This window comes from Nocardia sp. NPDC006044 (assembly GCF_042871115.1).
GTDB lineage: Bacteria > Actinomycetota > Actinomycetes > Mycobacteriales > Mycobacteriaceae > Nocardia.
Window position 1 is genome coordinate 1,002,539 of the sequence record NZ_JBIAID010000002.1, and the last position, 21,389, is coordinate 1,023,927.

Annotated in this window: 19 protein-coding genes; 6 read left to right on the top strand and 13 right to left on the bottom strand. The window is 69.9% G+C overall.

The annotated features are described in order from the left end of the window. Positions 1-4 precede the first annotated feature (4 nt). Genes ACFYO1_RS22160 through ACFYO1_RS22170 form a run of 3 tightly spaced genes read right to left on the bottom strand, consistent with a single transcriptional unit; the run spans position 5 to position 4,466 of the window. Complete coding sequence (locus tag ACFYO1_RS22160) at positions 5-1,603, bottom strand: acyl-CoA carboxylase subunit beta (protein ID WP_387233941.1); 1,599 nt, start codon at positions 1,601-1,603, stop codon at positions 5-7. Next, complete coding sequence (locus ACFYO1_RS22165; RefSeq protein ID WP_387233944.1) at positions 1,600-2,754, bottom strand: acyl-CoA dehydrogenase family protein; 1,155 nt, start codon at positions 2,752-2,754, stop codon at positions 1,600-1,602. Before ACFYO1_RS22165 ends, ACFYO1_RS22160 begins: the two co-directional genes overlap by 4 nt. Next, complete coding sequence (locus ACFYO1_RS22170) at positions 2,751-4,466, bottom strand: acyclic terpene utilization AtuA family protein (protein WP_387233947.1); 1,716 nt, start codon at positions 4,464-4,466, stop codon at positions 2,751-2,753. Before ACFYO1_RS22170 ends, ACFYO1_RS22165 begins: the two co-directional genes overlap by 4 nt. 187 nt (positions 4,467-4,653) lie before the next feature. On the opposite strand from ACFYO1_RS22170, the gene ACFYO1_RS22175 reads away from it, so the two are divergent. Further along, on the top strand, positions 4,654-4,812 hold the full coding sequence (locus ACFYO1_RS22175; protein ID WP_387233949.1) for a hypothetical protein: 159 nt from the start codon (positions 4,654-4,656) through the stop codon (positions 4,810-4,812). Between the two features lies 1 nt (position 4,813). Here ACFYO1_RS22175 and ACFYO1_RS22180 read toward each other — a convergent pair whose 3' ends face one another. The 6 genes from ACFYO1_RS22180 to thiO form a co-directional block, all read right to left on the bottom strand. Next, positions 4,814-5,737 carry an adenylate/guanylate cyclase domain-containing protein gene (locus tag ACFYO1_RS22180; protein WP_387233953.1) on the bottom strand — a complete coding sequence of 308 codons (924 nt, stop codon included), beginning with the start codon at positions 5,735-5,737 and terminating at the stop codon, positions 4,814-4,816. Positions 5,738-6,128: 391 nt separating this feature from the next. Continuing rightward, on the bottom strand, positions 6,129-6,890 hold the full coding sequence (locus tag ACFYO1_RS22185) for an ABC transporter permease (protein ID WP_150400042.1): 762 nt from the start codon (positions 6,888-6,890) through the stop codon (positions 6,129-6,131). Continuing rightward, a complete protein-coding gene (locus ACFYO1_RS22190) occupies positions 6,890-7,834 on the bottom strand; it encodes an ABC transporter ATP-binding protein (RefSeq protein WP_387233956.1) in 945 nt (314 codons plus the stop codon). Before ACFYO1_RS22190 ends, ACFYO1_RS22185 begins: the two co-directional genes overlap by 1 nt. A gap of 144 nt (positions 7,835-7,978) precedes the next feature. Further along, positions 7,979-8,737: a thiazole synthase gene (locus ACFYO1_RS22195; protein ID WP_387233959.1), complete on the bottom strand. Its 759-nt coding sequence runs from the start codon at positions 8,735-8,737 to the stop codon at positions 7,979-7,981. Further along, entirely contained in the window at positions 8,730-8,948 is a 219-nt protein-coding gene (thiS, locus tag ACFYO1_RS22200; RefSeq protein WP_150400045.1) for a sulfur carrier protein ThiS, read from the bottom strand. The genes ACFYO1_RS22195 and thiS overlap by 8 nt, the downstream gene beginning before the upstream one ends. Further along, the gene (gene thiO / locus ACFYO1_RS22205; RefSeq protein WP_387233962.1) at positions 8,945-10,042 is read right to left on the bottom strand and encodes a glycine oxidase ThiO; all 1,098 of its coding nucleotides are present in this window, start codon (positions 10,040-10,042) and stop codon (positions 8,945-8,947) included. The genes thiS and thiO overlap by 4 nt, the downstream gene beginning before the upstream one ends. 89 nt (positions 10,043-10,131) lie before the next feature. Here thiO and thiE point away from each other — a divergent pair, with 89 nt between their 5' ends. Then, on the top strand, positions 10,132-10,830 hold the full coding sequence (gene thiE, locus ACFYO1_RS22210; protein ID WP_387233965.1) for a thiamine phosphate synthase: 699 nt from the start codon (positions 10,132-10,134) through the stop codon (positions 10,828-10,830). Positions 10,831-10,866: 36 nt separating this feature from the next. On the opposite strand, the gene ACFYO1_RS22215 is transcribed toward thiE, so the two are convergent. Beyond that, positions 10,867-11,553 carry an NUDIX domain-containing protein gene (locus ACFYO1_RS22215; protein WP_387233968.1) on the bottom strand — a complete coding sequence of 229 codons (687 nt, stop codon included), beginning with the start codon at positions 11,551-11,553 and terminating at the stop codon, positions 10,867-10,869. Between the two features lie 180 nt (positions 11,554-11,733). Here ACFYO1_RS22215 and ACFYO1_RS22220 point away from each other — a divergent pair, with 180 nt between their 5' ends. From ACFYO1_RS22220 to ACFYO1_RS22230, 3 genes are read left to right on the top strand one after another with little or no spacing between them, the layout of a single operon-like run. Further along, positions 11,734-13,122 carry a hypothetical protein gene (locus tag ACFYO1_RS22220; RefSeq protein ID WP_387233971.1) on the top strand — a complete coding sequence of 463 codons (1,389 nt, stop codon included), beginning with the start codon at positions 11,734-11,736 and terminating at the stop codon, positions 13,120-13,122. Next, positions 13,119-14,087: a glutamate ABC transporter substrate-binding protein gene (locus tag ACFYO1_RS22225; RefSeq protein WP_387233974.1), complete on the top strand. Its 969-nt coding sequence runs from the start codon at positions 13,119-13,121 to the stop codon at positions 14,085-14,087. Before ACFYO1_RS22220 ends, ACFYO1_RS22225 begins: the two co-directional genes overlap by 4 nt. A gap of 6 nt (positions 14,088-14,093) precedes the next feature. Further along, positions 14,094-16,700: a tetratricopeptide repeat protein gene (locus ACFYO1_RS22230; protein WP_387233978.1), complete on the top strand. Its 2,607-nt coding sequence runs from the start codon at positions 14,094-14,096 to the stop codon at positions 16,698-16,700. A 250-nt stretch (positions 16,701-16,950) separates the two neighbouring features. Here the strand turns inward: ACFYO1_RS22230 and ACFYO1_RS22235 are convergent, their stop codons facing one another. Beyond that, the gene (locus ACFYO1_RS22235) at positions 16,951-18,159 is read right to left on the bottom strand and encodes an acetate kinase (protein WP_387233981.1); all 1,209 of its coding nucleotides are present in this window, start codon (positions 18,157-18,159) and stop codon (positions 16,951-16,953) included. A gap of 101 nt (positions 18,160-18,260) precedes the next feature. Continuing rightward, on the bottom strand, positions 18,261-20,333 hold the full coding sequence (gene pta / locus ACFYO1_RS22240; RefSeq protein ID WP_387233984.1) for a phosphate acetyltransferase: 2,073 nt from the start codon (positions 20,331-20,333) through the stop codon (positions 18,261-18,263). A gap of 94 nt (positions 20,334-20,427) precedes the next feature. On the opposite strand from pta, the gene ACFYO1_RS22245 reads away from it, so the two are divergent. After that, entirely contained in the window at positions 20,428-20,934 is a 507-nt protein-coding gene (locus ACFYO1_RS22245) for a nitroreductase family deazaflavin-dependent oxidoreductase (protein ID WP_387233987.1), read from the top strand. Position 20,935: 1 nt separating this feature from the next. On the opposite strand, the gene ACFYO1_RS22250 is transcribed toward ACFYO1_RS22245, so the two are convergent. Then, on the bottom strand, positions 20,936-21,388 hold the full coding sequence (locus ACFYO1_RS22250; protein WP_387233990.1) for an RpiB/LacA/LacB family sugar-phosphate isomerase: 453 nt from the start codon (positions 21,386-21,388) through the stop codon (positions 20,936-20,938). Between the last annotated feature and the right edge of the window lies 1 nt (position 21,389).

Consider the following 21,389-nt stretch of genomic DNA (forward strand, 5'->3'; position numbering starts at 1 on the left):
GGCCTCACATTCGGAAGACGCCGAAGCCATCGGCGCCCTTGATCGGAGCATTGTGAATGGCCGACAAGGACATTCCCAACACGGTGCGGGTATCGCGCGGATCGATGACGCCGTCGTCGAACAGGCGCCCGGACATGAACATGGCCAGCGACTCGGCCTCGATCTGCGCCTCGATCATGGCGCGCATCCCAGCGTCGGCCTCCTCGTTGAACGGCATGCCCTTGGCCTCCGCCGCCGCCCGGCCGACGATCGAGATGACGCCGGCCAGCTGCGCGCCGCCCATGACGGCGGACTTCGCACTGGGCCAGGCGTAGACGAAGCGCGGGTCGAAGGCGCGGCCGCACATGCCGTAATGCCCGGCGCCGTACGAAGCGCCCATCAGCACCGAGATGTGCGGCACCTTCGAGTTGGACACCGCGTTGATCATCATCGCGCCGTGCTTGATGATGCCGCGCTGCTCGTACTCCTTACCGACCATGTAGCCGGTGGTGTTGTGCAGGAACAGCAATGGCGTGTTCGACTTGTTCGCCAGCTGGATGAACTGGGTGGCCTTCTGCGACTCCTCGGAGAACAGCACGCCGCGCGCGTTGGCCAGGATGCCGATCGGATACCCGTGCAGCTCAGCCCATCCGGTGACCAGGCTGCCGCCGTAGAGCGGCTTGAACTCGTCGAAGTCGGAGCCGTCGACGATGCGCGCGATCACCTCGCGCGGGTCGAACGGAATCTTCAGGTCGTTCGGGACGATGCCGAGCAGGTCCTCGGGGTCGTAGAGTGGCTCGATCACCTCGGCGCGCGGCGCGGGGCCCTGCTTGCGCCAGTTGAGCCTGCGCACGATGGAGCGACCGATGCGGATCGCGTCCTGCTCGTCGAGCGCGTAATAGTCGGCCAGGCCGGAGACCCGGGCGTGCATGTCCGCGCCGCCGAGCGATTCGTCGTCGGACTCCTCGCCGGTGGCCATCTTGACCAGCGGCGGGCCGCCGAGGAACACCTTGGAGCGTTCCTTGATCATCACCACGTGATCGGACATGCCGGGGATGTAGGCGCCGCCCGCGGTCGAGTTGCCGAAGACCAGCGCGATGGTCGGGATGCCCGCGGCCGAGGCCTGGGTGAGGTCGCGGAACATGCGGCCGCCGGGGACGAAGACTTCCTTCTGCGTCGGCAGATCCGCGCCGCCGGACTCCACCAGGGAAATCACCGGCAGCCGGTTTTCCCGGACGATGTCGTTGATGCGCAACGTCTTTCGCAGCGTCCACGGGTTCGAGGTGCCGCCGCGCACGGTCGGATCCGGCGCGACGATCATGCACTCGACGCCCTCCACCACGCCGATGCCCGCGATAGTGCTTGCGCCCACGTGGAATTCGCTGCCCCAGCCGGCCAGCGGGCAGAGCTCCAGGAACGGCGAGTCCTCGTCGATCAGCAGCTCGACCCGCTCCCGCGCGGTCAGCTTGCCGCGCTTGCGATGCCGGGCCAGCTTGTCCGGCCCGCCGCCGGCGATGGCCTTGGCGAACTCGCCCTCGACCTCGGTGAGCTTGGCCGCCATGGCCTCGGCGGCGGCGGTGTACTCCGCGGACGCGGTGTCCAGGGTGCTGCGTAGTGTCGTCAAGACTGGTACCCCAATCGTTTGGCGGCGAGGCCGGTGAGGATCTCGGTGGTGCCTCCGCCGATGCCGAGGATGCGCATGTCGCGGTACTGGCGTTCGATCTCGGATTCGCGCATGTAGCCGAGTCCACCGAACAGCTGCACGGCCTGATTGGCTACCCATTCGCCGGCTTCGACGGCGGTGTTCTTGGCGAAGCAGACCTCGGCGATCAGGTCGGTCTCGCCGTTCGCGCTGCGCTGCGCCACGTCCCGGGTGTAGACGCGGGCGACATCGATGCGGCGGGCCATCTCGGTGACCGTATTCTGCACGGCCTGCCTGCTGATCAGCGGGCGGCCGAAGGTCTCCCGGCCGCGCACCCAGTCGAGGGTGAGGTCCAGGCAGCGCTGCGCGCTCGAATACGCCTGCACGGCAAGGCCGACCCGCTCGCTGACGAACGCGCCCGCGATCTGGAAGAAGCCGGAGTTCTCCGGGCCGACCAGGTTTTCCGCGGGCACCCGCACGTCGACGTAGGACAGTTCGGCGGTGTCGGAGGCGCGCCAGCCCATCTTGTCCAGCTTGCGGCTGACCGTGAAGCCCGGCGTGCCCTTCTCCACCACGAGCAGCGAGATCCCGCCGGAGCCGGGGCCGCCCGTGCGCACCGCGGTGACCACGTAGTCGGCCCGGCAGGCGGAGGTGATGTAGGTCTTGGCGCCGTTGACGATGTAGTGGTCGCCGTCGCGGCGGGCGGTGGTGGTCAGGTGGCCGACGTCGGAGCCGCCGCCGGGTTCGGTGATGGCCAGCGAGCCGATCTTCTCGCCCGCCAACGTCGGTCGCACCCAACGCTCGATGTGATCGGGGTTGCCCGAGGCGATCATATGCGGCACCGCGATGCCGCAGGTGAACAGCGACGCGAACAGGCCGCCGGAAGCACCCGCCTGGTGCAGTTCCTCGCACACGACCATCGCGTCGATGCCGTCGCCGCCGGAACCGCCTACGGCTTCGGGGAATTGGATGCCGAGCAGGCCGAGCGCACCGGCCTTCTTGTGCAGCTCGCGCGGGATCTCCCCGTCGCGCTCCCACTCGTCCAGGTAGGGCAGGACGTCCCGCTCTGCGAAACCCCGTACGGTGGCACGCAATTCGCGCCGTTCAGGGGAATTCCAAGGACTCGGACTCATGGCAACAGCTCCAATGGGATGTCGAGATGACGGGACCGCAGCCATTCGCCGAGCCCCTTGGCCTGCGGATCGAAGCGCGCCTGATAGGCGACGCCCTGACCGAGCAGGCCTTCGATGATGAAGTTCACCGCCCGCAGGTTGGGCAGCACATGCCGGGTGACCGTCAGCGGGGCGGTCTCGGGCAGTAGCTCTTTGACCCGCTCGACGGTGAGTGTGTGGGCCAGCCAACGCCATTGCGCGTCGGTGCGCACCCAGACACCGATATTGGCGTTGCCGCCCTTGTCTCCGCTGCGGGCCAACGCGATGGCGCCGAGCGGGGCGCGACGGGTTTCGGTGGCGGGCAACGGCTCCGGCAACTCGGGCTCGCCGACCTCGGCCAGCGGCAGGGTGTCCGTGGCCGGCGCGATGTCGACGCGGGAGCCGTCCGGCAGCACCGCGACGTGCGGCACCTCGGTGGCATCGACGAACCCCGGCGAGTACACGCCGTAGGGAGAACCGTTGCCGGGCATGGTGGTAAAGCTGCATCCGGGGTAGCTGGCCAAGGCCAGTTCGACGGCGACGCTGGAGAACGCGCGGCCGACCTTGTTCGGGTCCGGGTCGCGCACCACGCAGCGCAGCAGCGCGCTGGCCTGCTCCTCGGTGCCTGCGTCCGGGCGGTCCAGCCGCGCGAGCGTCCAGTCCAGCTCGGCGGGTCGCACCGGCAGCCAGGACTCCAGCTGCCGTTGCGCCAGTGCGGCTTTCGCCTCGATGTCGAGCCCGGTGAGGATGAACTCCATCTCGTTGCGGAAGCCGCCGAGGGTGTTCAGCGACACCTTCAGCCGGGCAGGCGGCGCCTCCCCGACGACGCCGCCGATCAGCACCCGGTCCGGGCCCTCCGCGCTGAGCGCGATGGAGTCCAGGCGCGCGGTGACATCGGGGCCGGCGTACCTGGCGCCCTGGATCTCGTACATGAGCTGCGCTTCGACCGTGTCGACCGTGACCGCGCCACCGGTGCCCGGGTGCTTGGTGATGACACTGCTTCCGTCCCTGCGGATTTCGGCGATCGGGAAGCCCGGCCGGCCCAGATCGGGCAGCTCGGTGAAGAACGCGTAGTTGCCGCCGGTCGCCTGGGTGCTGCATTCGATCACGTGCCCGGCCACCACCGCACCGGCGAGTGCGTCGTAATCGGTTCGGCCCCAGCCGAAGTGGGCTGCTGCCGGGCCGACGATCACCGAGGCGTCGGTGACCCGGCCGGTGACCACGATGTCCGCGCCCGCGTTCAGGCATTCGACGATGCCCCACGCACCCAGGTAGGCGTTCGCGGTGAGCGGTGCGCCGAGGCCGAGTTCGCTTGCGCGCGCGACCAGGTCGTCGCCTTCGACGTGCGCGATCTTCGCGTCCAGGCCGAGGTCGGCGGCCACCTTGCGCAGGCGCTCGGCCAGCCCGGCGGGGTTGAGACCGCCCGCGTTCGTGACGATCTGCACGTTGCGTTCCAGGGCGAGGCCGAGGCAGTCCTCGATCTGCTTCACGAAGGTCTTGGCGTAGCCGAGGCTCGGATCCTTCATCCGGTCGCGGCCGAGGATCAGCATGGTGAGCTCGGCGAGGTAGTCGCCGGTGAGCACGTCGAGCTGCCCGCCCTCGAGCATCTCGCGCATGGCGCTCAATCGATCACCGTAGAAACCGGAACAGTTGCCGATCCGGAGCACGTCCGGGTTGGCGGCCAGCACACTCATCAGCGGGGATGCCTCCTGTAACGGCGAACCGTCAGGGCACAGCCGCGTGCCGCACCCGTGAAGTCCGCGTTCCGAGGACCAGCATCACACCCGGGTCAGAAAAAAGCAAGCACGCGTGCTTGTTAATTATCAGCGCGACACCGGGGCCGCGAACACTCAGTGCCGCGGGCGCTGCACAATAGGCACAGTGTCCACCGACGTCACTGTGATCATCCTGCTCGCGCTGGCCGGCTTCTTGCTCGGCGGCGTCTACTCGACCTGGAAAACCGCGCGCAAGTTCGCGATCCTGCTGGCGGTGCTGGCCGTGCTCGCCATCGCCGGCGCGGCGGCCTGGGGACTCGGCTGACTCAGAGCTCGGAGAGCTTGAAGATGCGCAAGTCCTCGGGGACTCCGCTGAGCGGCGCGGCGAAGAAGCTGCGCCGGTAGGGCTTCACCGCATGGCCCAGCTCGGCGAGGGTCTCGGGCTTCAACGACCGCAACGTCGCCTCGGACAGCATGGTGTTGCCGTTGCCGCCCGCCTCCATCACCCTGGCCGCGATCGTGACGTCGACGCCGAGCCAGTCGCCGCCGATCTCGCGGGGCGAGCCGGTGTGCAGCCCGATCCGCATCGCCGGGCGATAATCGCGCACCTTGACCTCGGCCAGGTTGCGCTTGGCGTTGATCGCGGCGCGCACGGCCCGCTCGGCCGACGGGAACACGGCCATCACGCCATCGCCCATCCGCTTCACCACCTGACCGCCACGCTCGGCGATCGGCGGCTCGATGGCCTTGGCCACCCGGCGCAGCAGCTCCAGCGTCGCCTCGTCGCCCGCGGAGAGCGACCAGCCGGAGAAGGCCACCAGATCGGTGAACATCACAGTTACTTCTGCGTTACCTTTACCGCGGCCGACTCGCTCCAGCATCGCCTGCCAGACCTGGAGCGCGCCGAAGCCGATCTCCCTGGCCGCGCTCGGGGTATCGCCGACGAGCTTGTCCGCCGCGCGGGCCACCGCGCGCGCACCGCCCGGCCCGGTGACCGAGAGCGGGTCGCCGAACGAGGGATCGCCGGGCAGCTGCTCCCGCGCCTTACGCAGCACGCCGATGAAGTCCGTGCGATTGTTCGCCGCGTTCATCAACGCGGACAGCTGGCCCTTGCGCAGGCCTGCCCCGGGGCGACGGATCGGTCCGTCGCCGTCCGCGGGCACCAGCGGGATCACGACCTCGGGCGGGAGGCCGTTTCGGTCTTCCGGCTCCGACCCGGGCGCAGCACCGCCGGAAGGTGTTTCGCTCACGCCCAGAGGGTATCTCAGCCGACCTGTCGTCGGCGGATCACTGATCATCGCCACCTGCTACCTCCCGACGGACGGAGCGGGCACAACATTGGGGCCGCCGATGGATAACGAGCTGGTTGCTGAGTCGAACTGTACTCGCGGATCCAGCACCGATGAAGCGACCTGTTTCACAGTTTCCGGGATATTCACATAGCCCATCGACCGGTAATAATGCGGCCTCGCGCAGCCCGGGAAACGCCCATCGGCCCGGCGCGAAGGGGATCGCACCGGGCCGATGGTGACACCGTCCGCCGGGCAGTGGCGGGGCGGTGACGGGGCGCGCGGACCTCCCGACAAGGTCGGCGCGCCGAACCCGAGTGGCGAGGGAAGCGACTCGGGTCGCTGGGGGTCGCTACGCGTCGCGCTGGTTGATCATGATCAGCGCGGCGCCGTAGACGATCGCGGTGAAGCCGAGGAAGTAGAGCAGGCTGCCCCACGGACCCCAGTGCCAGTTGGCCCCGGACTCCGAGACGGCGAGGAAGTGGCTCGCGTTCTGGAAGGGCAGGAACGGCCCCACGTTGCGGCCGAAGCTGCCGAACGCGCCGAGCAGCGGCTCGATCAGCAAGGACCACAACACGATCAGCGAGATCGCGGCCGCGGACTGGCGGACCAGCACACCGACGCCGATCGCGACGGCGATCATCAGGAAGGCGTAGATCGGGATGCCGTAGACCGCCCGCCACTGCCCGTCCAGGGTCAGGTTCGCCGCGGGGGCGGACCCGCCGATGGCCTTGGCCACCCCGATGGCGAGGAAGGCGAGGATCGTGGTGAGCACGGCGCTGAAGACACCGACCAGCAGGGTCTTGGTGATCAGCACCTTGCTGCGATTGGGCACCGCCTGGAACGTCGTGCGGATGACACCGAAGCGGTATTCGCTGGTCACGGTCAACGCGGCCATGATCATCAGGACCATCACGCCGAAGCCGACGACGCCCGCGGTCGCGGTGCTCACGTCCAGCGTCGGGGTGCCCTCCGCGGGGTTGTCCCCCGCGGACTTGGTGACCAGCGCGAACAGCGCGGCCAGCCCGAGGGCGAGCGCGACCACGATGGCCGAGCACCACCAGGGCGACCTGGTCGAGGTGAGCTTGATTCGTTCTGCTGCCAGCACGCCCATCAGAGCGCACCTCCCATCGCCTGATCAACGCCTTCGCCGTGGTACTGGACCGCGCCGCCGGTCATCCGCATGAACGCCTCTTCCAGCGAAGCACGTTGCGGCGCAAGCTCGAACAGGGTGATCTCGTTCGCGCCGGCCAACTTGCCGACCGCGTCGCTCGGCACGCCGGCCACGACCAGCGCGGGGCCGTCGGTGCCGGTGCCGTCCTCGCGGACGGTCATCCCGTTCGAGGTGAGCACGCTGCGCAACTGGTCGAGCTGCGGGCTGCGCACGCGCACCGACTGTTCGGAGGCGCGCTCGATGAATTCCTGTGTGGTGGTATCGGAGATGAGCTGGCCGCGCCCGATCACCACGAGGTGCTCGGCGGTTTGCGCCATCTCGGAGAGCAGGTGGCTGGAGACCAGCACGGTGCGGCCCTCGGCGGCCAGTCGCTGCATGAACCGGCGGATCCACAGGATGCCCTCCGGGTCCAGGCCGTTGACCGGCTCGTCGAACAGCAGCACCTGCGGGTCGCCGAGCAGCGCGCCGGCCAGGCCGAGCCGCTGGGACATGCCGAGCGAGAAGCCGCCCGCGGTCTTGCCCGCCACCTCGGACAGGCCGACCAGCCGCAACACCTCCTCCACCCGGGACTTGGCGATGTCGTTGGAGGCGGCCATCCACTCGAGGTGGGCGCGCGCCGAACGGTTCGGATGCACCCACTTGGCGTCGAGCAACGCACCGACGGTGCGCAGCGGATGGTCCAGTTCGCGGTATGGCTTGCCCTGGATGAGCGCGGTCCCCGAGGTCGGCTTGTCCAGCCCCAGGATCATGCGCATCGTCGTCGACTTACCGGCTCCGTTCGGGCCCAGGAACCCCGTCACCTGTCCGGGTCGAACGGTGAAGGATAGATCCTGAACGGCGACGGTCTGCCCGTAGTGCTTGGTCAGCCCTCTCAGCTCGATCATGGTGACCAGCCTGCCCGAAAATGCCGCGACGCGCGTCACTACAAAGTGTCGTGTTGGATCATCCTCAGGGATGAGGGCCACCCCTACTACCGACGACGCCACCCTGATAGACGTCCTGAGCGGGGGTTTCGGCCCGCGACCCGGTCAGAGCGCGGGTGAGGAAGCCTGCGCCCAGAATCGTTTCGGAATGCGACCCGCCTGGCGCGCCAGATAGCCGGCGCGCACCGCGGACGCCATGGCCTCGGCCATCAACTCCGGTTGACGAGCCCTGGTCACCGCCGTCGCCAGCAGGACCGCCGAGCAGCCGAGTTCCATGGCCAGCGCGGCGTCGCTCGCGGTGCCGATGCCCGCGTCCAGGATCACCGGGACCCCGGCCTCGGCGACGATCATCTCGATATTGTGCGGATTGCCGATGCCCAGGCCGGTGCCGATCGGCGAACCCAGCGGCATCACCGCGACGCAGCCCGCGTCCTCCAGCCTGCGCGCGAGGATCGGGTCGTCGGTGGTGTAGGGCAGCACGACGAAGCCGTCGTCGACGAGTTGCTCTGCGGCGGTGATCAATTCGATCGGGTCGGGCAGCAGTGTGCGCTCGTCGGCGACCACCTCTAGCTTGACCCAGTTGGTGTCGAGCGCCTCGCGGGCCAGTTGCGCGGTGAGCACCGCCTCGGCCGCGGTGCGACAGCCGGCCGTATTGGGCAGCGGGGCGATGTTCAAGCGCTTCAGCAGATCCAGCACGCCGGTGCCGCCCGCGGCGTCCACCCGGCGCATGGCGACGGTGGTGAGTTCGGTGCCCGAGGCGACCAGCGCCTCCTCCAGCACGGCCAGGTTGTCCGCACCGCCGGTGCCCATGATCAGGCGAGAACCGAACTCGCGGTCCGCGATCCGCAGCGGTGCCTCAGCCACCCTGGACCGCCGTCAGCACCTCGATCTGCCAGCCGCGACCGACCGGCTCGTCCCAGCGGGACTTGGGGAACACCGCGCCGTCCACCGCGAGCGCGATGCCCTGCGTCGGCAGCTCCAGGCGGCCGAGCAGCTCTCGGACGGTGAGGGTTTCGGCGAATTCGTGATCTGTGCCGTTCACGCTGACGCCGATGGGGACGGATGTCGAAGTCATCGAACTCCTCCTGCGGATGACGAAGGGGACGGCCGGTGAGCCGTCGTGAAGCGTTGCGGGTCGGCGGGTTCCGCCTCGGGCAACGGTGTTCCGGCGAGCTGGGCCAGGACCGCGTCGACGGTGAGCGGCAGGGTCAGCATGCCGTTGCGGCCGTTGCCGGTGGCCGCGACGACCCGGTCGCTGAGCCTGCCGAGCAACGGCAGGTTGTCCGGGGTACCCGGGCGCGAACCCGCGCTCGCCTCGGCCAGCTCGTATTCGCCGATGCCGGGGAAGACGGCCTCGGCGTCGGCGATCAGGTCCCGGACGCCCGCGACGGTGACCGCGGTATCGAAACCCGCCTCGTATTGGGTTGCGCCGACCACGATTCCGTCGGCGCGCGGGACCAGGTACATAGCCCGGCCGTGCACCCTGGCCCGGACCACGTGCCGCGGCGCGGGGGTGACGCCGGGACGGTGGCGCAGGCGCAGGATCTCGCCCTTGACCGGCCGGACCGGCAGGTCGGGCCACAGCCGGGCAGACGCCGCGCCGGCCGACAGGACGATCTGATCGTGGGTGAGCGCGTCCAGCGCGTCCACGGATTCGGCCCGGATCTGCACTCCCGCCGCCGTCGCGGCCTTCCGCAGCGCGGCGACCAGGCGCCGATTGTCGATCGCGGGTTCGGCGGGCGCGTGCAGTCCGGCGCGGACCGTGCGCGCCAGATTCGGTTCCAGCGCACGGACGCCCGCGCGATCGAGGACCTGGAGTTCGTGACCGCGGCCACCCACCCACTCCGCGACAGTGCGCAGGTCGGCGACGTCGGCGGCGTCCAGCGCGACGGTCAGTGTCGCGTCGGCCACGAACACCGATTGGCCGGTGGCGGTCTCGACCCGGGCGGCGAACTCCGGCCAGCGGGCCAGCGCGGCCGCCCCGAACGCGAGCACCCGGTCTTCACCCGGCCAGCCCTCGGACAGCGGAGCGAGCATGCCACCGGCCACCCACGAGGCGCCGGAGCCGACCGCCGGGTCGAACAGCGTGACCGACCAGCCTGCCTCGGCGGCCTGCCAGGCCACCCCGAGCCCGATGACGCCGCCACCCACGACGGCCAGCGTCCGCATCCTGTTCCACCTGCCTCTGTCTCCGCTGCGCGGCGTTCGCGTGGCGCCGCCGTTCGCTTCCCCACGGTAGCGCGGCTACGGTCGAAGACGTGCAACCCTCCCACCCTGCCCGACCCGCATCGCCCCGGGAGCGCCTGGCCTCCGCTCGCCTCTATCTCTGTACCGACGCCAGACGGGACCGGGGCGATCTGGCCAAGTTCGCCGAGGCGGCCTTCGCGGGCGGGGTCGACATCATCCAGCTCCGGGACAAGGGTTCGCCCGGCGAGGCGAAGTTCGGCCCGCTCGAGGCGCGCGCCGAGCTCGGCGCGCTGGCCGAGCTGAAGGCGGCCGCCCGCAGGCACGGCGCGCTGGTCGCGGTGAACGACCGCGCGGATATCGCGCTGGCCGCGGGCGCCGACGTGCTGCACCTCGGCCAGGGCGATCTGCCGCCCTGGTACGCGCGGCGCATCCTCGGCCAGGACGTGGTGATCGGACGCTCCACGCACAATCGCGCGCAGGCCGGGCTGGCCGCGATCGACGAACACATCGATTACTTCTGCACCGGTCCGGTCTACGCGACCCCGACCAAGCCGGGACGGCAGGCGGCCGGCCTCGAGCTGGTGCGTTCCACCTTCGACGCGCACCCGACCCGCCCGTGGTTCGCGATCGGCGGGATCGACGCGGACAACCTGCCCGACGTGCTCGCGGCCGGCGCCGACCGCATCGTCGTGGTGCGGGCGATCACCGAGGCGCGGGACCCGGAAGCCGCGGCGCGGCAACTCAAGACGGCGCTGCTCGCCAACGGTTAGCCGATGGCCGGGCATCCGATCAGGCGGATACCGCGGTCAGGACAGGACTTGGCCGCGGGTGAGCGAGACGACCGCCGCGCCGTTGTCCGACGCGGGTCCGGGTTGCGGGGCACTCGCCTCCGGTCCGACGATTCGCGCGTAGCCACCGGGCCCGTCGGGGTCGGTGTGCAGCCAGAAGAAGCCCTGATCCGCCAGATCGATGGTGCGCGGCAGCGCGGCGGCGACGGCACGATCCTCCGCGAGTTCGCCGAGACAGACCCGGGCGGGGGCGGCCCGCAACGCGGGCCAGGCGGCGGCGAAGCCCGGATGCAACAGCCTGGCGTCGACCTCGGTCTCCGGGATCCACGCGACCTCGGAGCTTTCCCGGTTCCGGATGGTCGGCAAGGTCAGCACGGCGTCGGCGATCACGGTGGTGTAGGTCCAGCCGCTCGGCGCGGACGCGGTCACCCGCTCGCCGCGCACCCGGACCTCGGCGGGATCGATCCCCGCCTCCTCCCACGCCTCGCGCACCGCGGCATGCACCGGGGTCTCGTGGCTGTCCCGGGCTCCGCCGGGCAGCGCCCAGGTGCCGCCCTGATGACTCCAGGGCGCGCGATGCTGCATCAGGACGGCCGAGCCGCCGCCGGCCAGCGGGGCGCGCAGCAGCAATCCGGCGGCGCCGAACCGGCCCCAACGCCGCAACCCGCCGGGGTCGCGCGACCATCCGTCACCGTCACCACGCATCTGCTACCCATCCTCGATCTGCCGCCGCCGGGCCGCGTTCCGCTGCCAAGCAGGGGTATTTCACACGCCGCGGCACCGCTACGACCACAATAAACTCCGCAACGACAGACACGGGGTGACCGTTTATCCGGTCGGTCCGTCGAGAAATCCGCGAATGCGGCCCAGACTGGGGAGGTGGACATGGCTCGGATCGAGCAGGCGACGGCGGTTCTGCGGCCCTCGCCCACCGCCGAGCTCGCCGCGCGGGACAGTCCAGGCGCGCTGCGAGCCGCCTTCGTGCGCGAGCAGTTCGACCCGGCGCGGCTGCGCCTGTTCGCCGCCTCCTCGCCCGGCCGGCTGATCGCGATCGGGCTGCTGCTCATCACGGTCTGCGTGGCCGCGGGCTGGGTGACCGGCGCGACCGTCGGCGACCGGCAGCAGACGCTGAACGTGCTGCTCGACGACACCGAGCCGGACGCGTACTCCGCGCACCGCCTCTACACCTCGCTGTCCATCGCGGACGCCGCGGCGAGCACCGCGTTCATCTCCGGCGGCCTGGAGCCGCAGGCGGTGCGCGATCGCTACAGCCAGGCGATCGGCGAGGCCGCCGCGGAACTGGTCGCGGAGACCGGCCGGGCCTCGGGCACCGCGCCCAGCCGGATCGACAACACCGATACCCAGTTGCGCACCGGGATCGCGACCAGCCTGCCGGTGTACACCGGGGTGGTGGAGACGGCGCGGGCGAACAATCGCAGCGGATATCCGGTCGGCGCGGCCTATTTGAGCGAAGCGTCCAACCAGATGCAGACCGCCGTGCTGCCGATGGCCGAGGAACTACAGAACCGGCGGCAGGCGGCGGTGACCGAGGCGCAGCGCAATCACGTCCGGCCGCCGTGGACCGCCATCGTGCTGGTGGTCCTGGCGCTGGTCGCGCTGGTGTGGGCCCAGTTCGATCTGGCCAAGCGGTGGCGCCGGGTGCTCAATCCGGGGCTGCTGCTCGCCTCGGCGGCGGTGCTGATCCTGTTGACCTGGACCGTGATCGCGGGCGCGGTGTCGGCCACCTCGATGATCCACGGCCGCGACGACGGCGCGGTGCCCGCCTCCCGGCTCACCGAGAGCCGGATCCTGGCCCAGCAGGCCCGTTCGGCGGAAACGCTGAAGCTGGTCAGCCGGGACGCGACCGGCGACTTCGACCGGACCTACGACGCGAATATCGCCCGCCTCGCCGACCTGCTCGGCGGCTACCCGAGTTCCGCGCCCGCCGCCGACGACGTGCGCAATGCCATTCCGGCACTGGGCCGTTGGCGGGTCGCACACCAGCGCATGAACGACACGCTGGCCCGCGGCGACTTCAACGGCGCGGCGGCGGTGGCCACCGGTCCGGGGGCCGCCGATGTCGCGGCGCAGGTGGAGGCACTGGACAAGGCACTGGAGCAGGGCATCGACAAGACACGGAATACATTGCGCGACAAAATTTCCCAGGCGGCCCAGGTGCTCGCCTTCATGGGCCCCGGCGCGCTGGTGCTCGGCATCGTCGCGGCGGCCTGCGTCGGGCTGGGCCTGTGGCCGCGACTGCGGGAGTACCGATGAGGGCCGGGCACGGCCTGGTCGCCGTCGCACTCGCCACCGTCGCGCTGGTCGGCGGCTGTAGCACCGGCGCGCCGACCTCGCTGCCGAGCAGCACGGCCAAGTACACCGAACCGCCGCTGCCCGCGAAAGTCATTCCGGTGCTGACGGATTCGCCCACGCCCGCGGCCGCGCCCGCGCAGTGCGGCGATCCGACGGCGAGCCTGCGCCCGAGCACCGCGGGCGGACCGACCATCGACGCCATCCGGGCCCGCGGCCGGCTGGTGGTCGGGCTGGACGCGGGCAGCAACCTGTTCAGCTTCCGGGATCCGACCTCCGGGGCCATCGTCGGCTTCGACCCGGACATCGCCAGGGAGGTCGCCCGCGACCTGCTCGGCAGCCCGGACCTGATCGAATATCGCACCCTCGGCTCGGCCGACCGGGAACGCGCGCTGCAGAACCGCGAGGTGGACATCGTGGTGAAGACGATGACGATCAATTGCGAACGGCGCCAGAAGGTTACCTTCTCCACCGTCTATCTGCGCTCCAACCAGCGGGTGCTCGCGATGAAGAACTCCGGGATCAACGGCATCGCCGATCTCGCGGGCAAGCGGGTGTGCATCGTGCGCGGCACTACCTCGCTGGACCACATGCGCCACGACCAGCCCGCCGCCACCATCCTGACCGTGCCGACCTGGGCCGATTGCCTGGTCGTGTTGCAGCAGCGCCAGGTCGACGCGGCGAGCACCGACGACTCCATCCTGGCCGGGCTGGCCGCGCAGGACCCGTACACGCAGGTTGTCGGCGACAGCATCAGCGTCGAGCCGTACGGCATCGGCATCCCCAAGGGCGACGACGATCTGGTGCGCTTCGTGAACAGCACCCTGGAGCGGATTCGCAACGACGGCACCTGGGATCGCATCTATCGCCAGTGGCTGACCGTGCTCGGCCCGTCCCCCGGCCCGCCCGCCCCGAGTTACGTGGACTGACGGCCGATGAACACAGCAGACGACGCCACTCCCGACGCGGACGAAGCCACCGCCGCTCCGCCCGCGGCCGGGGACGAGCCGCTCCCCACCGAACTGTCCCGGGGTCGTCGGCCTGCGCTGAGCGAGGCAGGCGGCGAACCCGTCGAACCGGTCCGCACCGAACTGACCCGAGGTCGCAGGCACGCCCCCAGCCGGACCGCCGACGAATCCGTGGAACCGGTACGCACCGAGCTGACGCAAGGCCGCAGGCACGCCCCGAGCAAGACAGGTGACGGAACCGAAGAACCGGCTCGCACCGAACTGACCCCTGGCCGTCCCGCACCCAGCAAGACAGGCGACGAAACCGACGAGCCGGTGCACACGGAGCTGGCGGTGGGTAGCCGGCCGACGCCCAGTCAGGCGGCCGCGGCCGAAACCATCATCGGCGCTTGGCGAACCGACTCCGAACCGGACTCCGCGGCGACGATGCGGACCTCGGGCCGCAGCGTGCGCACGGCCCGGTCCCGGCCCACGATGCGCAAGCTCGGCGGCGGGCTGGTGCCGATCCCGACGGTCGAACCGGCCGATCCGCGCGCCGCCGTGCTGACCGATCCCGTTGTCTCCGAAGGCAAGCGGTTCTGCTGGCGCTGCGGCAACCCGGTCGGACGGGCCACCGCCATCCGGCCCGCGGTAACCACCGGCACCTGCGATACCTGCGGCGCCCCTTACGATTTCCGGCCGTCGCTGCACGAGGGCGACGTCGTGTCCGGCCAGTACGAGGTGCAGGGCTGCATCGCGCACGGCGGGCTCGGCTGGATCTACCTGGCGATCGACCGCAATGTCAGCGACCGCTGGGTGGTGCTCAAGGGCCTGCTGCACACCGGCGACGCCGAGGCGCAGGCGGTCGCCGTCGCCGAGCGCCAGTTCCTCGCCGAGGTCGCGCACGCCAGCATCGTCAAGATCCACAACTTCGTCGAGCACACCGATCCGGACGGTGCGCCGATCGGCTACATCGTGATGGAGTACGTGGGCGGGCGGTCGCTGCGCGACATCCTCAACTCCTATCCGCGGCCGTACCGGATGCCGGTCGCCGAGGCGATCGCCTATCTGCTGGAGATCCTGCCCGCACTGGAGTATCTGCACTCGATCGGGCTGACCTACAACGATCTGAAGCCGGACAACATCATGGTCACCGAGGATCAGGTGAAGCTGATCGATCTCGGCGCGGTCGCGACCATCGAGTCATACGGAAATCTATACGGCACCAGGGGTTTTCAAGCACCCGAGATCGCGAAGACCGGCCCCACCGTCGCGTCGGACATCTATACCGTCGGGCGCACACTGGCCGTGCTCACGCTCGAGATGCCGATGGAACAGGGCCGCTACCTCGACGGCATCCCCGACCCCGCGGATCATCCCGTGCTGGCGCGCTACGAGTTCTTCCATCGGCTGCTGCTGTGCGCGACCGATCCGGATCCGGATCGCCGATTCCCCTCTGCCCGAGCCATGTCCGCGCAGCTGTCCGGCGTGCTGCGGGAGATCCTCGCGCTGGAGACCGCCACCGAGCATCCGCAGTTGTCGACGGTGTTCAGCCCGCCGCGAGCCAGCTTCGGCACCGAGGAACTGATCCGCCAGACCGACGCCTACGCCGACGGACGGGCCCGCAGCAAGCAGCTGGAGGCCCGGGATGTGGTTGCCGCACTGCCTATTCCGTTGCTCGACTCGGCCGATCCGTCGGCGCCGCTGCTCGCGACCACGGTGCACGCCGAACCCGCCGAGTCGCTGGCGGCGTTACAGGCGGCCGAGGAACGAGCCAAGGCGGATCCGGAGAACGCGCCGGAGACCCTGGATCTGGAGCTCCGGCTGGCCGAGGCGCGGGTCCGGCTCGACCTCGGCGAGTCGTCCTCGGTGCTGCGTCTGCTCACCCGATTACCCGAAAACGATTGGCGGGTCAGCTGGTATCGCGGCCTGGCCCTGCTGCTCGATGTGGAGTACGAGCAGGCCTTCGCCAGCTTCGACGACGTGCTGCGGGTGCTGCCCGGCGAGATCGGGCCCAAGCTCGCGCTGGCCGCGACCGCGGAACTGGTACTGCAACAGTGGGATTCGACCGATCCCGAGCAGTGGCGAGCCTACGCGGAGAAGTTCTACGACACCGTCTGGCGCACCGATCGCGCGGTGGTGAACGCGGCCTTCGGGCTCGCGCGGCAGCTGGCCGCGGTCGATCGGGTAGCGGACGCGGTACACGCACTGGACGAAGTACCGGCCGCGTCAAGGCATTTCACCACCGCCAGGATGACCGCGGTGCTGCTGCTGCTCACCGCCGCTCCGGTGGCCGAACTCGAGGAATCCACTCTGCATGTCGCCGCGTCCCGGGTGTCGAGCCTGCCGACCGGCGAGGGGCGGACCGTCCAGATGCGCGTCCTGGTGCTCGGCGCCGCGCTGGCCTGGTTGCAGGCGGGCAATACGCCGAAGCGTTCCGACGCGACGCTGTTCGGCGCGCCCTTCACCGAACGCTGCCTGCGGGAGGGGACCGAGGCGGGCCTGCGCGCCCTCGCGCGCAGCGCCCCCGGCCGCAATCATCGCTATGCCCTGGTCGACCTGGCCAATTCGATCCGCGCCAAGACCTGGGTGTAGACCACTCACGAAATCCTCACGATGGGTTCGGCAGCATCTGCGTCGGATCAGGTTCGCGCAGTCACACCGAGACCCGCACCGGACCACCGCATGCCACCGGGACCGCGATGCCCTCGCCGCTCCCGGGGCAGGTCACCGGACTGCCCTCCGGGGACCGCGCGGCGAGCGGGAACATCCCGATGTGCCTGCCTCAGCGGCAGATCCGGCCCGGTCGGCCTTCCCTCCCGACCGGGCTTTGCCGCTCTCGGGGTCAGCCGGCTTCGGCGACGCGGTGCGCGGCGCGGGCGATGGCCAGTTCTTCGTTCGTCGGGACGACCAGCACCGCCACCTCCGTGTCCGGCGGCGAAATACGGCGGGCAGCACGAGATTTCGCGGTGTTGGCGGCGGGGTCGACCTCGATGCCGAAGCGGGACAACCCGGCCAGGGCATCGGCGCGAACCCGCGGGCTGTTCTCGCCGACGCCCGCGGTGAAGGTGATGGCGTCGACTCCGCCCAGGTCGATCAGGTAGGCGCCGAGGTAGCGGCGCAGGCGGTGGATGTAGACGTCGTAGGCGAGTTTCGCTGCGGCGTCACCCTTTTCGATGAGTCTCTGGAGTTCGCGGAAGTCGTTGACGCCGGACAGGCCCTTGATACCGGAGTCCCGGTTGAGCAACGTGTCGATCTGGTCGATGTCGAGGTGGGCCGAGCGCACCAGGTGCGCGATGATGCCGGGGTCGAGGTCGCCGGACCGGGTGCCCATCACCAAACCCTCCAAGGGGGTCAGGCCCATGGTGGTGTCGATCGGGTGGCCGCCGCGGATCGCCGAGGCCGAGGCGCCGTTACCCAGGTGGAAGACGATCTGATTCAGGTCGGCCGGGTCGCGGCCGAGGAGCTCGGCGACCTGGCCGGACACGTACTCGTGCGAGGTGCCGTGGAACCCGTACTTCCGAATGCCATGCGCGGCAGCGACCTTCGCATCGATGGCATAGGTCTTGGCGGCGTCGGGCAGCCCGTGGAAGAACGCGGTGTCGAACACCGCCACCTGCGGAACCTCCGGCAGCAGCTCGCGCGCGCTCTCGATGCCCGCGACATTCGCCGGATTGTGCAGCGGGGCAAGCGAAGACAGTTCGGTGATGGCCGCGACGACGTCGTCGTCGATCAGCGTCGGCCGATAGAACACCTCACCGCCGTGCACCACCCGGTGCCCGACCGCGCGGACCCCGGCATCGGCCAGATCGTGCCCGGTCTCGGCGAACATGTCGAAGATCAGCCGCAGCCCGGCGGTGTGATCGGCGACGGCGCCGCGTCGCTCGGTGGTCGAGCCGTCGGCCTGATGCTCGATCCCGGCGTTGTGCTCACCGATTCGATCGACCATGCCGGACGCCGTCACCGCGCCCGACTCCGGGTCCAGGAGTTGGTACTTGATCGACGACGAGCCGGAATTGATCACCAGCACCAGATCGTCGGCAGCCTCAGTCATCACGCCTCCCGTGTTCGGCGGTGTTCCCGCACTCCCCCAGCAACCACGCGCGCGAACCACCTGTTCCGCGGCGCGAACCGGCTGTGTCGCGACAGACACCGTCACTCACCCTGCGCCTGGATCGCGGTGATCGCCACGGTGTTGACGATGTCGGCGACCAGCGCGCCGCGGGACAGATCGTTGACCGGTTTGCGCAGACCCTGCAGCACCGGGCCGATGGCGATCGCGCCCGCGCTGCGCTGCACCGCCTTGTAGGTGTTGTTGCCGGTATTGAGATCGGGAAACACGAATACCGTTGCCTTACCGGCCACTTCGGAATCGGGCAGCTTGGTGGTCGCGACGGTCGGCTCGATCGCCGCGTCGTACTGGATCGGGCCCTCCACCGGCAGCTGCGGCGCCCGTTCCCGGACCAGCTTGGTCGCCACCCGCACCTTGTCCACGTCCGCGCCGCTGCCGGACTCGCCGGTCGAGTAGGACAGCATGGCGATCCGCGGCTCGATGCCGAACCGGGCCGCGGTGGCCGCCGAGGAGATCGCGATGTCGGCCAGCTGCTCCGACGTCGGATCGGGCACCACCGCGCAGTCGCCGTAGGCGAGCACCCGATCGGCCAGGCACATCAGGAACACACTGGACACGGTGGAGACGCCGGGCACCGTCTTGATGATCTCGAACGACGGCCGGATGGTGTGCGCCGTGGTGTGCGCGGCGCCCGACACCATGCCGTCGGCGATCCCCTTGTAGACCATCATGGTGCCGAAATACGAGATGTCGGACATGGTTTCGCGGGCGCGCTCGACCGTCATCCCCTTGTGCTTGCGCAGCTCCGCGTACTCCTCGGCGAATTCGTCCAGGTGACCGGAGGTTTGGGGATCGAGCACCTGCGCGGCGGAGATATCGACGCCGAGTTCGGCGGCGCGGGCGCGAATCGAGGACTCGTCGCCGAGGATGACCAGGTCGGCGATCTTGCGTTGCAGCACCCGTCCGGCCGCGCGCAGGACGCGGTCGTCGTCGCCCTCGGGCAGCACGATGCGCTTGCGGTCGCCCCTGGCGCGTTCGATGAGCTGGTACTCGAACATCTGCGGCGTGACCACGCTGGTCAGCGGAACCTCGATGCGGCGCAACAATTCCGCCGCGTCGACGTGCTCCTCCATCAGCGCGAGGGCGGTGTCCACCTTGCGCGGGCTGCCCGCCGACATGCGGCCGCGGGTGCGGTAGGCGGCGCTGGCGGTGTCGTAGGTGCCGAGTTCGGTGGTGAGGATCGGCAGCTTCGGCTTCAGGCCGCTCATCAGCCGCGCCACCGCCGGATGGGGCAGCATGCCGCCGTTCATGATGATGCCGGACAGCGACGGAAAGCCTTCGGCCTCATGCGCGTTCACCACGCTGAGCAGCACGTCGGAGCGGTCGCCCGGGGCGATCACCACGACGCCGTCGACCAGCCGCTCCAGAATGTGTTCGGCGGTCATGCCGCCGACCATGATCTTCAGCGCCTCGCGCTGCAGCAATTCCTGGTCGCCGCTGTACATTTCGCCGTCGATGGCGCTACAGAGTTCGGCCATGGTCGGCGAGATCAGCAGCGGCACCTCGGGCAGCGTCCAGGTGGGCACCGGAAGGTTCCGCAACGTGGCGGCGACATCATCGATGTGGTCCGGGTCGCAGCGGTTGGCGATGATCGCGACCAGCTGCGCGTGTTCCAGGACGAGCTCGCTCTGGCACAGCTCGGCCAGCTGCTTCACCTCGGCGGGGGTGCGGCCGGAGCCGCGCACCACTAGCAGCACGGGCGCGCCGAGATTCACCGCGATCCGGGCATTGAAGCGCAGCTCGCTGGGGCTGGCGACATCGGTGTAATCGCTGCCGACCACCACCACCGCGTCGCACACCTTCGCGACCTCGTGGAATCGCATGACGATCTCGCTGATCGCGGCGTCCGGGTCGGCGTGTACCTGCTCGTAGGTGACGCCGGTGGCCTGCGCGTAGTCGATATCGGCGGTGCTGTGCTCGAGCAGCAGCTCGAGGATGTAGTCGGGCTCGGTGGTAGACCGGGTGATCGGCCGGAACACCCCGACCCGCGCGGTGGTCGCGCACAGCATCTGCAACACCCCGAGGGCCACCGTCGACTTCCCGGTGTCGCCTTCGGGCGAGGCGATGTAGACGGTGGACGGAGCGTGATCGGCCATGCCGCAAAGCTTAGTGAATAAGCGGCTAACCGGGCTGCACGGCGAGACGGTCGTCACCAGCTGTTCGGAAACGATCGGCCGCTATAGTCCGGGCATGGCTGAGCAGTTTCCGAACCGGCAGTGGGGTTCGCGCACCAACGCACTGTCCCGGCTGGCGAACAAGTTCGCGGCGACCAAGCCCGGTTCCTGGTTCGTCCGCAAGATCACGCCGCTGGATCGCGCGGTGCTCGAGCGCACCGACGCCAAGTACACCGTGCTCGGCCCGATCGGCGCCCCGGTGATCCTGCTGACCACCATCGGGCGCAAGTCCGGCCAGCCGCGCACCCAGCCGCTGCTCTACGTGCACGACGGCGACGTACTGTACGTGATCGGCAGCAACTTCGGCCAGGAACGCCACCCCGCCTGGACCGCCAACCTGCTCGCCGACCCGGCCGCGACGGTCGCCATCGCGGGCCAGCGCCTCCCGGTGCGGGCCGCCCTGGTCGAGGCCGACGCCAAGGACGCGATCTTCGCCCGCTTCGTCGAGCTCACCGGCGCCTACGCCGCCTACAAGAACCGCACCAGCCGCGACCTGCGCATCTTCGCGCTGCACCGGGCGTAATTCACGACTCGTCGGCGCGTTCGATCGCCGACAGGTGCGCGATGTTGGCCTGGTCGCCGGCCTCGGCGCTCGGCCGGCCGGCGAACCAGGCGTCCAGGATTTCCTGGAGCTCCGCGCTGGAGGTCGAACGCAGGCTCAGCGCAAGGACATTCGCGTCGTTCCACTGACGCGCGCCCTGCGCCGTCGCGGCGTCGCCGCAGAGCGCCGCGCGGATGCCGTCGACCTTGTTCGCGGCGATCGACGCGCCGGTTCCGGTCCAGCAGCAGACGATCGCCTGTTCGGCGCGGCCCTGCGCGACGTCGCGGGCCGCGGCCGCGCTCGCCCAGGCCCAGTCGTCGCGCTCGCCGTCCGCGAGCGCGCCGTGCGGGACCGTCTCGTGTCCGCGCCGGGCCAGCTCCTCGATCAGTTCCTGTGCCACACCGACGCGTTCGTCCACAGCCACCGAGATCCGCATA

Excerpts from the sequence above, each read along its gene's own strand:
- ACFYO1_RS22165 (WP_387233944.1), bottom strand. The coding sequence starts at position 2,754 with ATGAGTCCGAGTCCTTGGAATTCCCCTGAACGGCGCGAATTGCGTGCC.
- ACFYO1_RS22170 (WP_387233947.1), bottom strand. The coding sequence starts at position 4,466 with ATGAGTGTGCTGGCCGCCAACCCGGACGTGCTCCGGATCGGCAACTGT.
- ACFYO1_RS22185 (WP_150400042.1), bottom strand. The coding sequence starts at position 6,890 with ATGGGCGTGCTGGCAGCAGAACGAATCAAGCTCACCTCGACCAGGTCG.
- ACFYO1_RS22190 (WP_387233956.1), bottom strand. The coding sequence starts at position 7,834 with ATGATCGAGCTGAGAGGGCTGACCAAGCACTACGGGCAGACCGTCGCC.
- thiS (WP_150400045.1), bottom strand. The coding sequence starts at position 8,948 with ATGACTTCGACATCCGTCCCCATCGGCGTCAGCGTGAACGGCACAGAT.
- thiO (WP_387233962.1), bottom strand. The coding sequence starts at position 10,042 with ATGCGGACGCTGGCCGTCGTGGGTGGCGGCGTCATCGGGCTCGGGGTG.
- ACFYO1_RS22215 (WP_387233968.1), bottom strand. The coding sequence starts at position 11,553 with ATGCGTGGTGACGGTGACGGATGGTCGCGCGACCCCGGCGGGTTGCGG.
- ACFYO1_RS22220 (WP_387233971.1), top strand. The coding sequence starts at position 11,734 with ATGGCTCGGATCGAGCAGGCGACGGCGGTTCTGCGGCCCTCGCCCACC.
- ACFYO1_RS22225 (WP_387233974.1), top strand. The coding sequence starts at position 13,119 with ATGAGGGCCGGGCACGGCCTGGTCGCCGTCGCACTCGCCACCGTCGCG.
- ACFYO1_RS22230 (WP_387233978.1), top strand. The coding sequence starts at position 14,094 with ATGAACACAGCAGACGACGCCACTCCCGACGCGGACGAAGCCACCGCC.
- ACFYO1_RS22235 (WP_387233981.1), bottom strand. The coding sequence starts at position 18,159 with ATGACTGAGGCTGCCGACGATCTGGTGCTGGTGATCAATTCCGGCTCG.
- pta (WP_387233984.1), bottom strand. The coding sequence starts at position 20,333 with ATGGCCGATCACGCTCCGTCCACCGTCTACATCGCCTCGCCCGAAGGC.
- ACFYO1_RS22245 (WP_387233987.1), top strand. The coding sequence starts at position 20,428 with ATGGCTGAGCAGTTTCCGAACCGGCAGTGGGGTTCGCGCACCAACGCA.
- ACFYO1_RS22250 (WP_387233990.1), bottom strand. The coding sequence starts at position 21,388 with ATGCGGATCTCGGTGGCTGTGGACGAACGCGTCGGTGTGGCACAGGAA.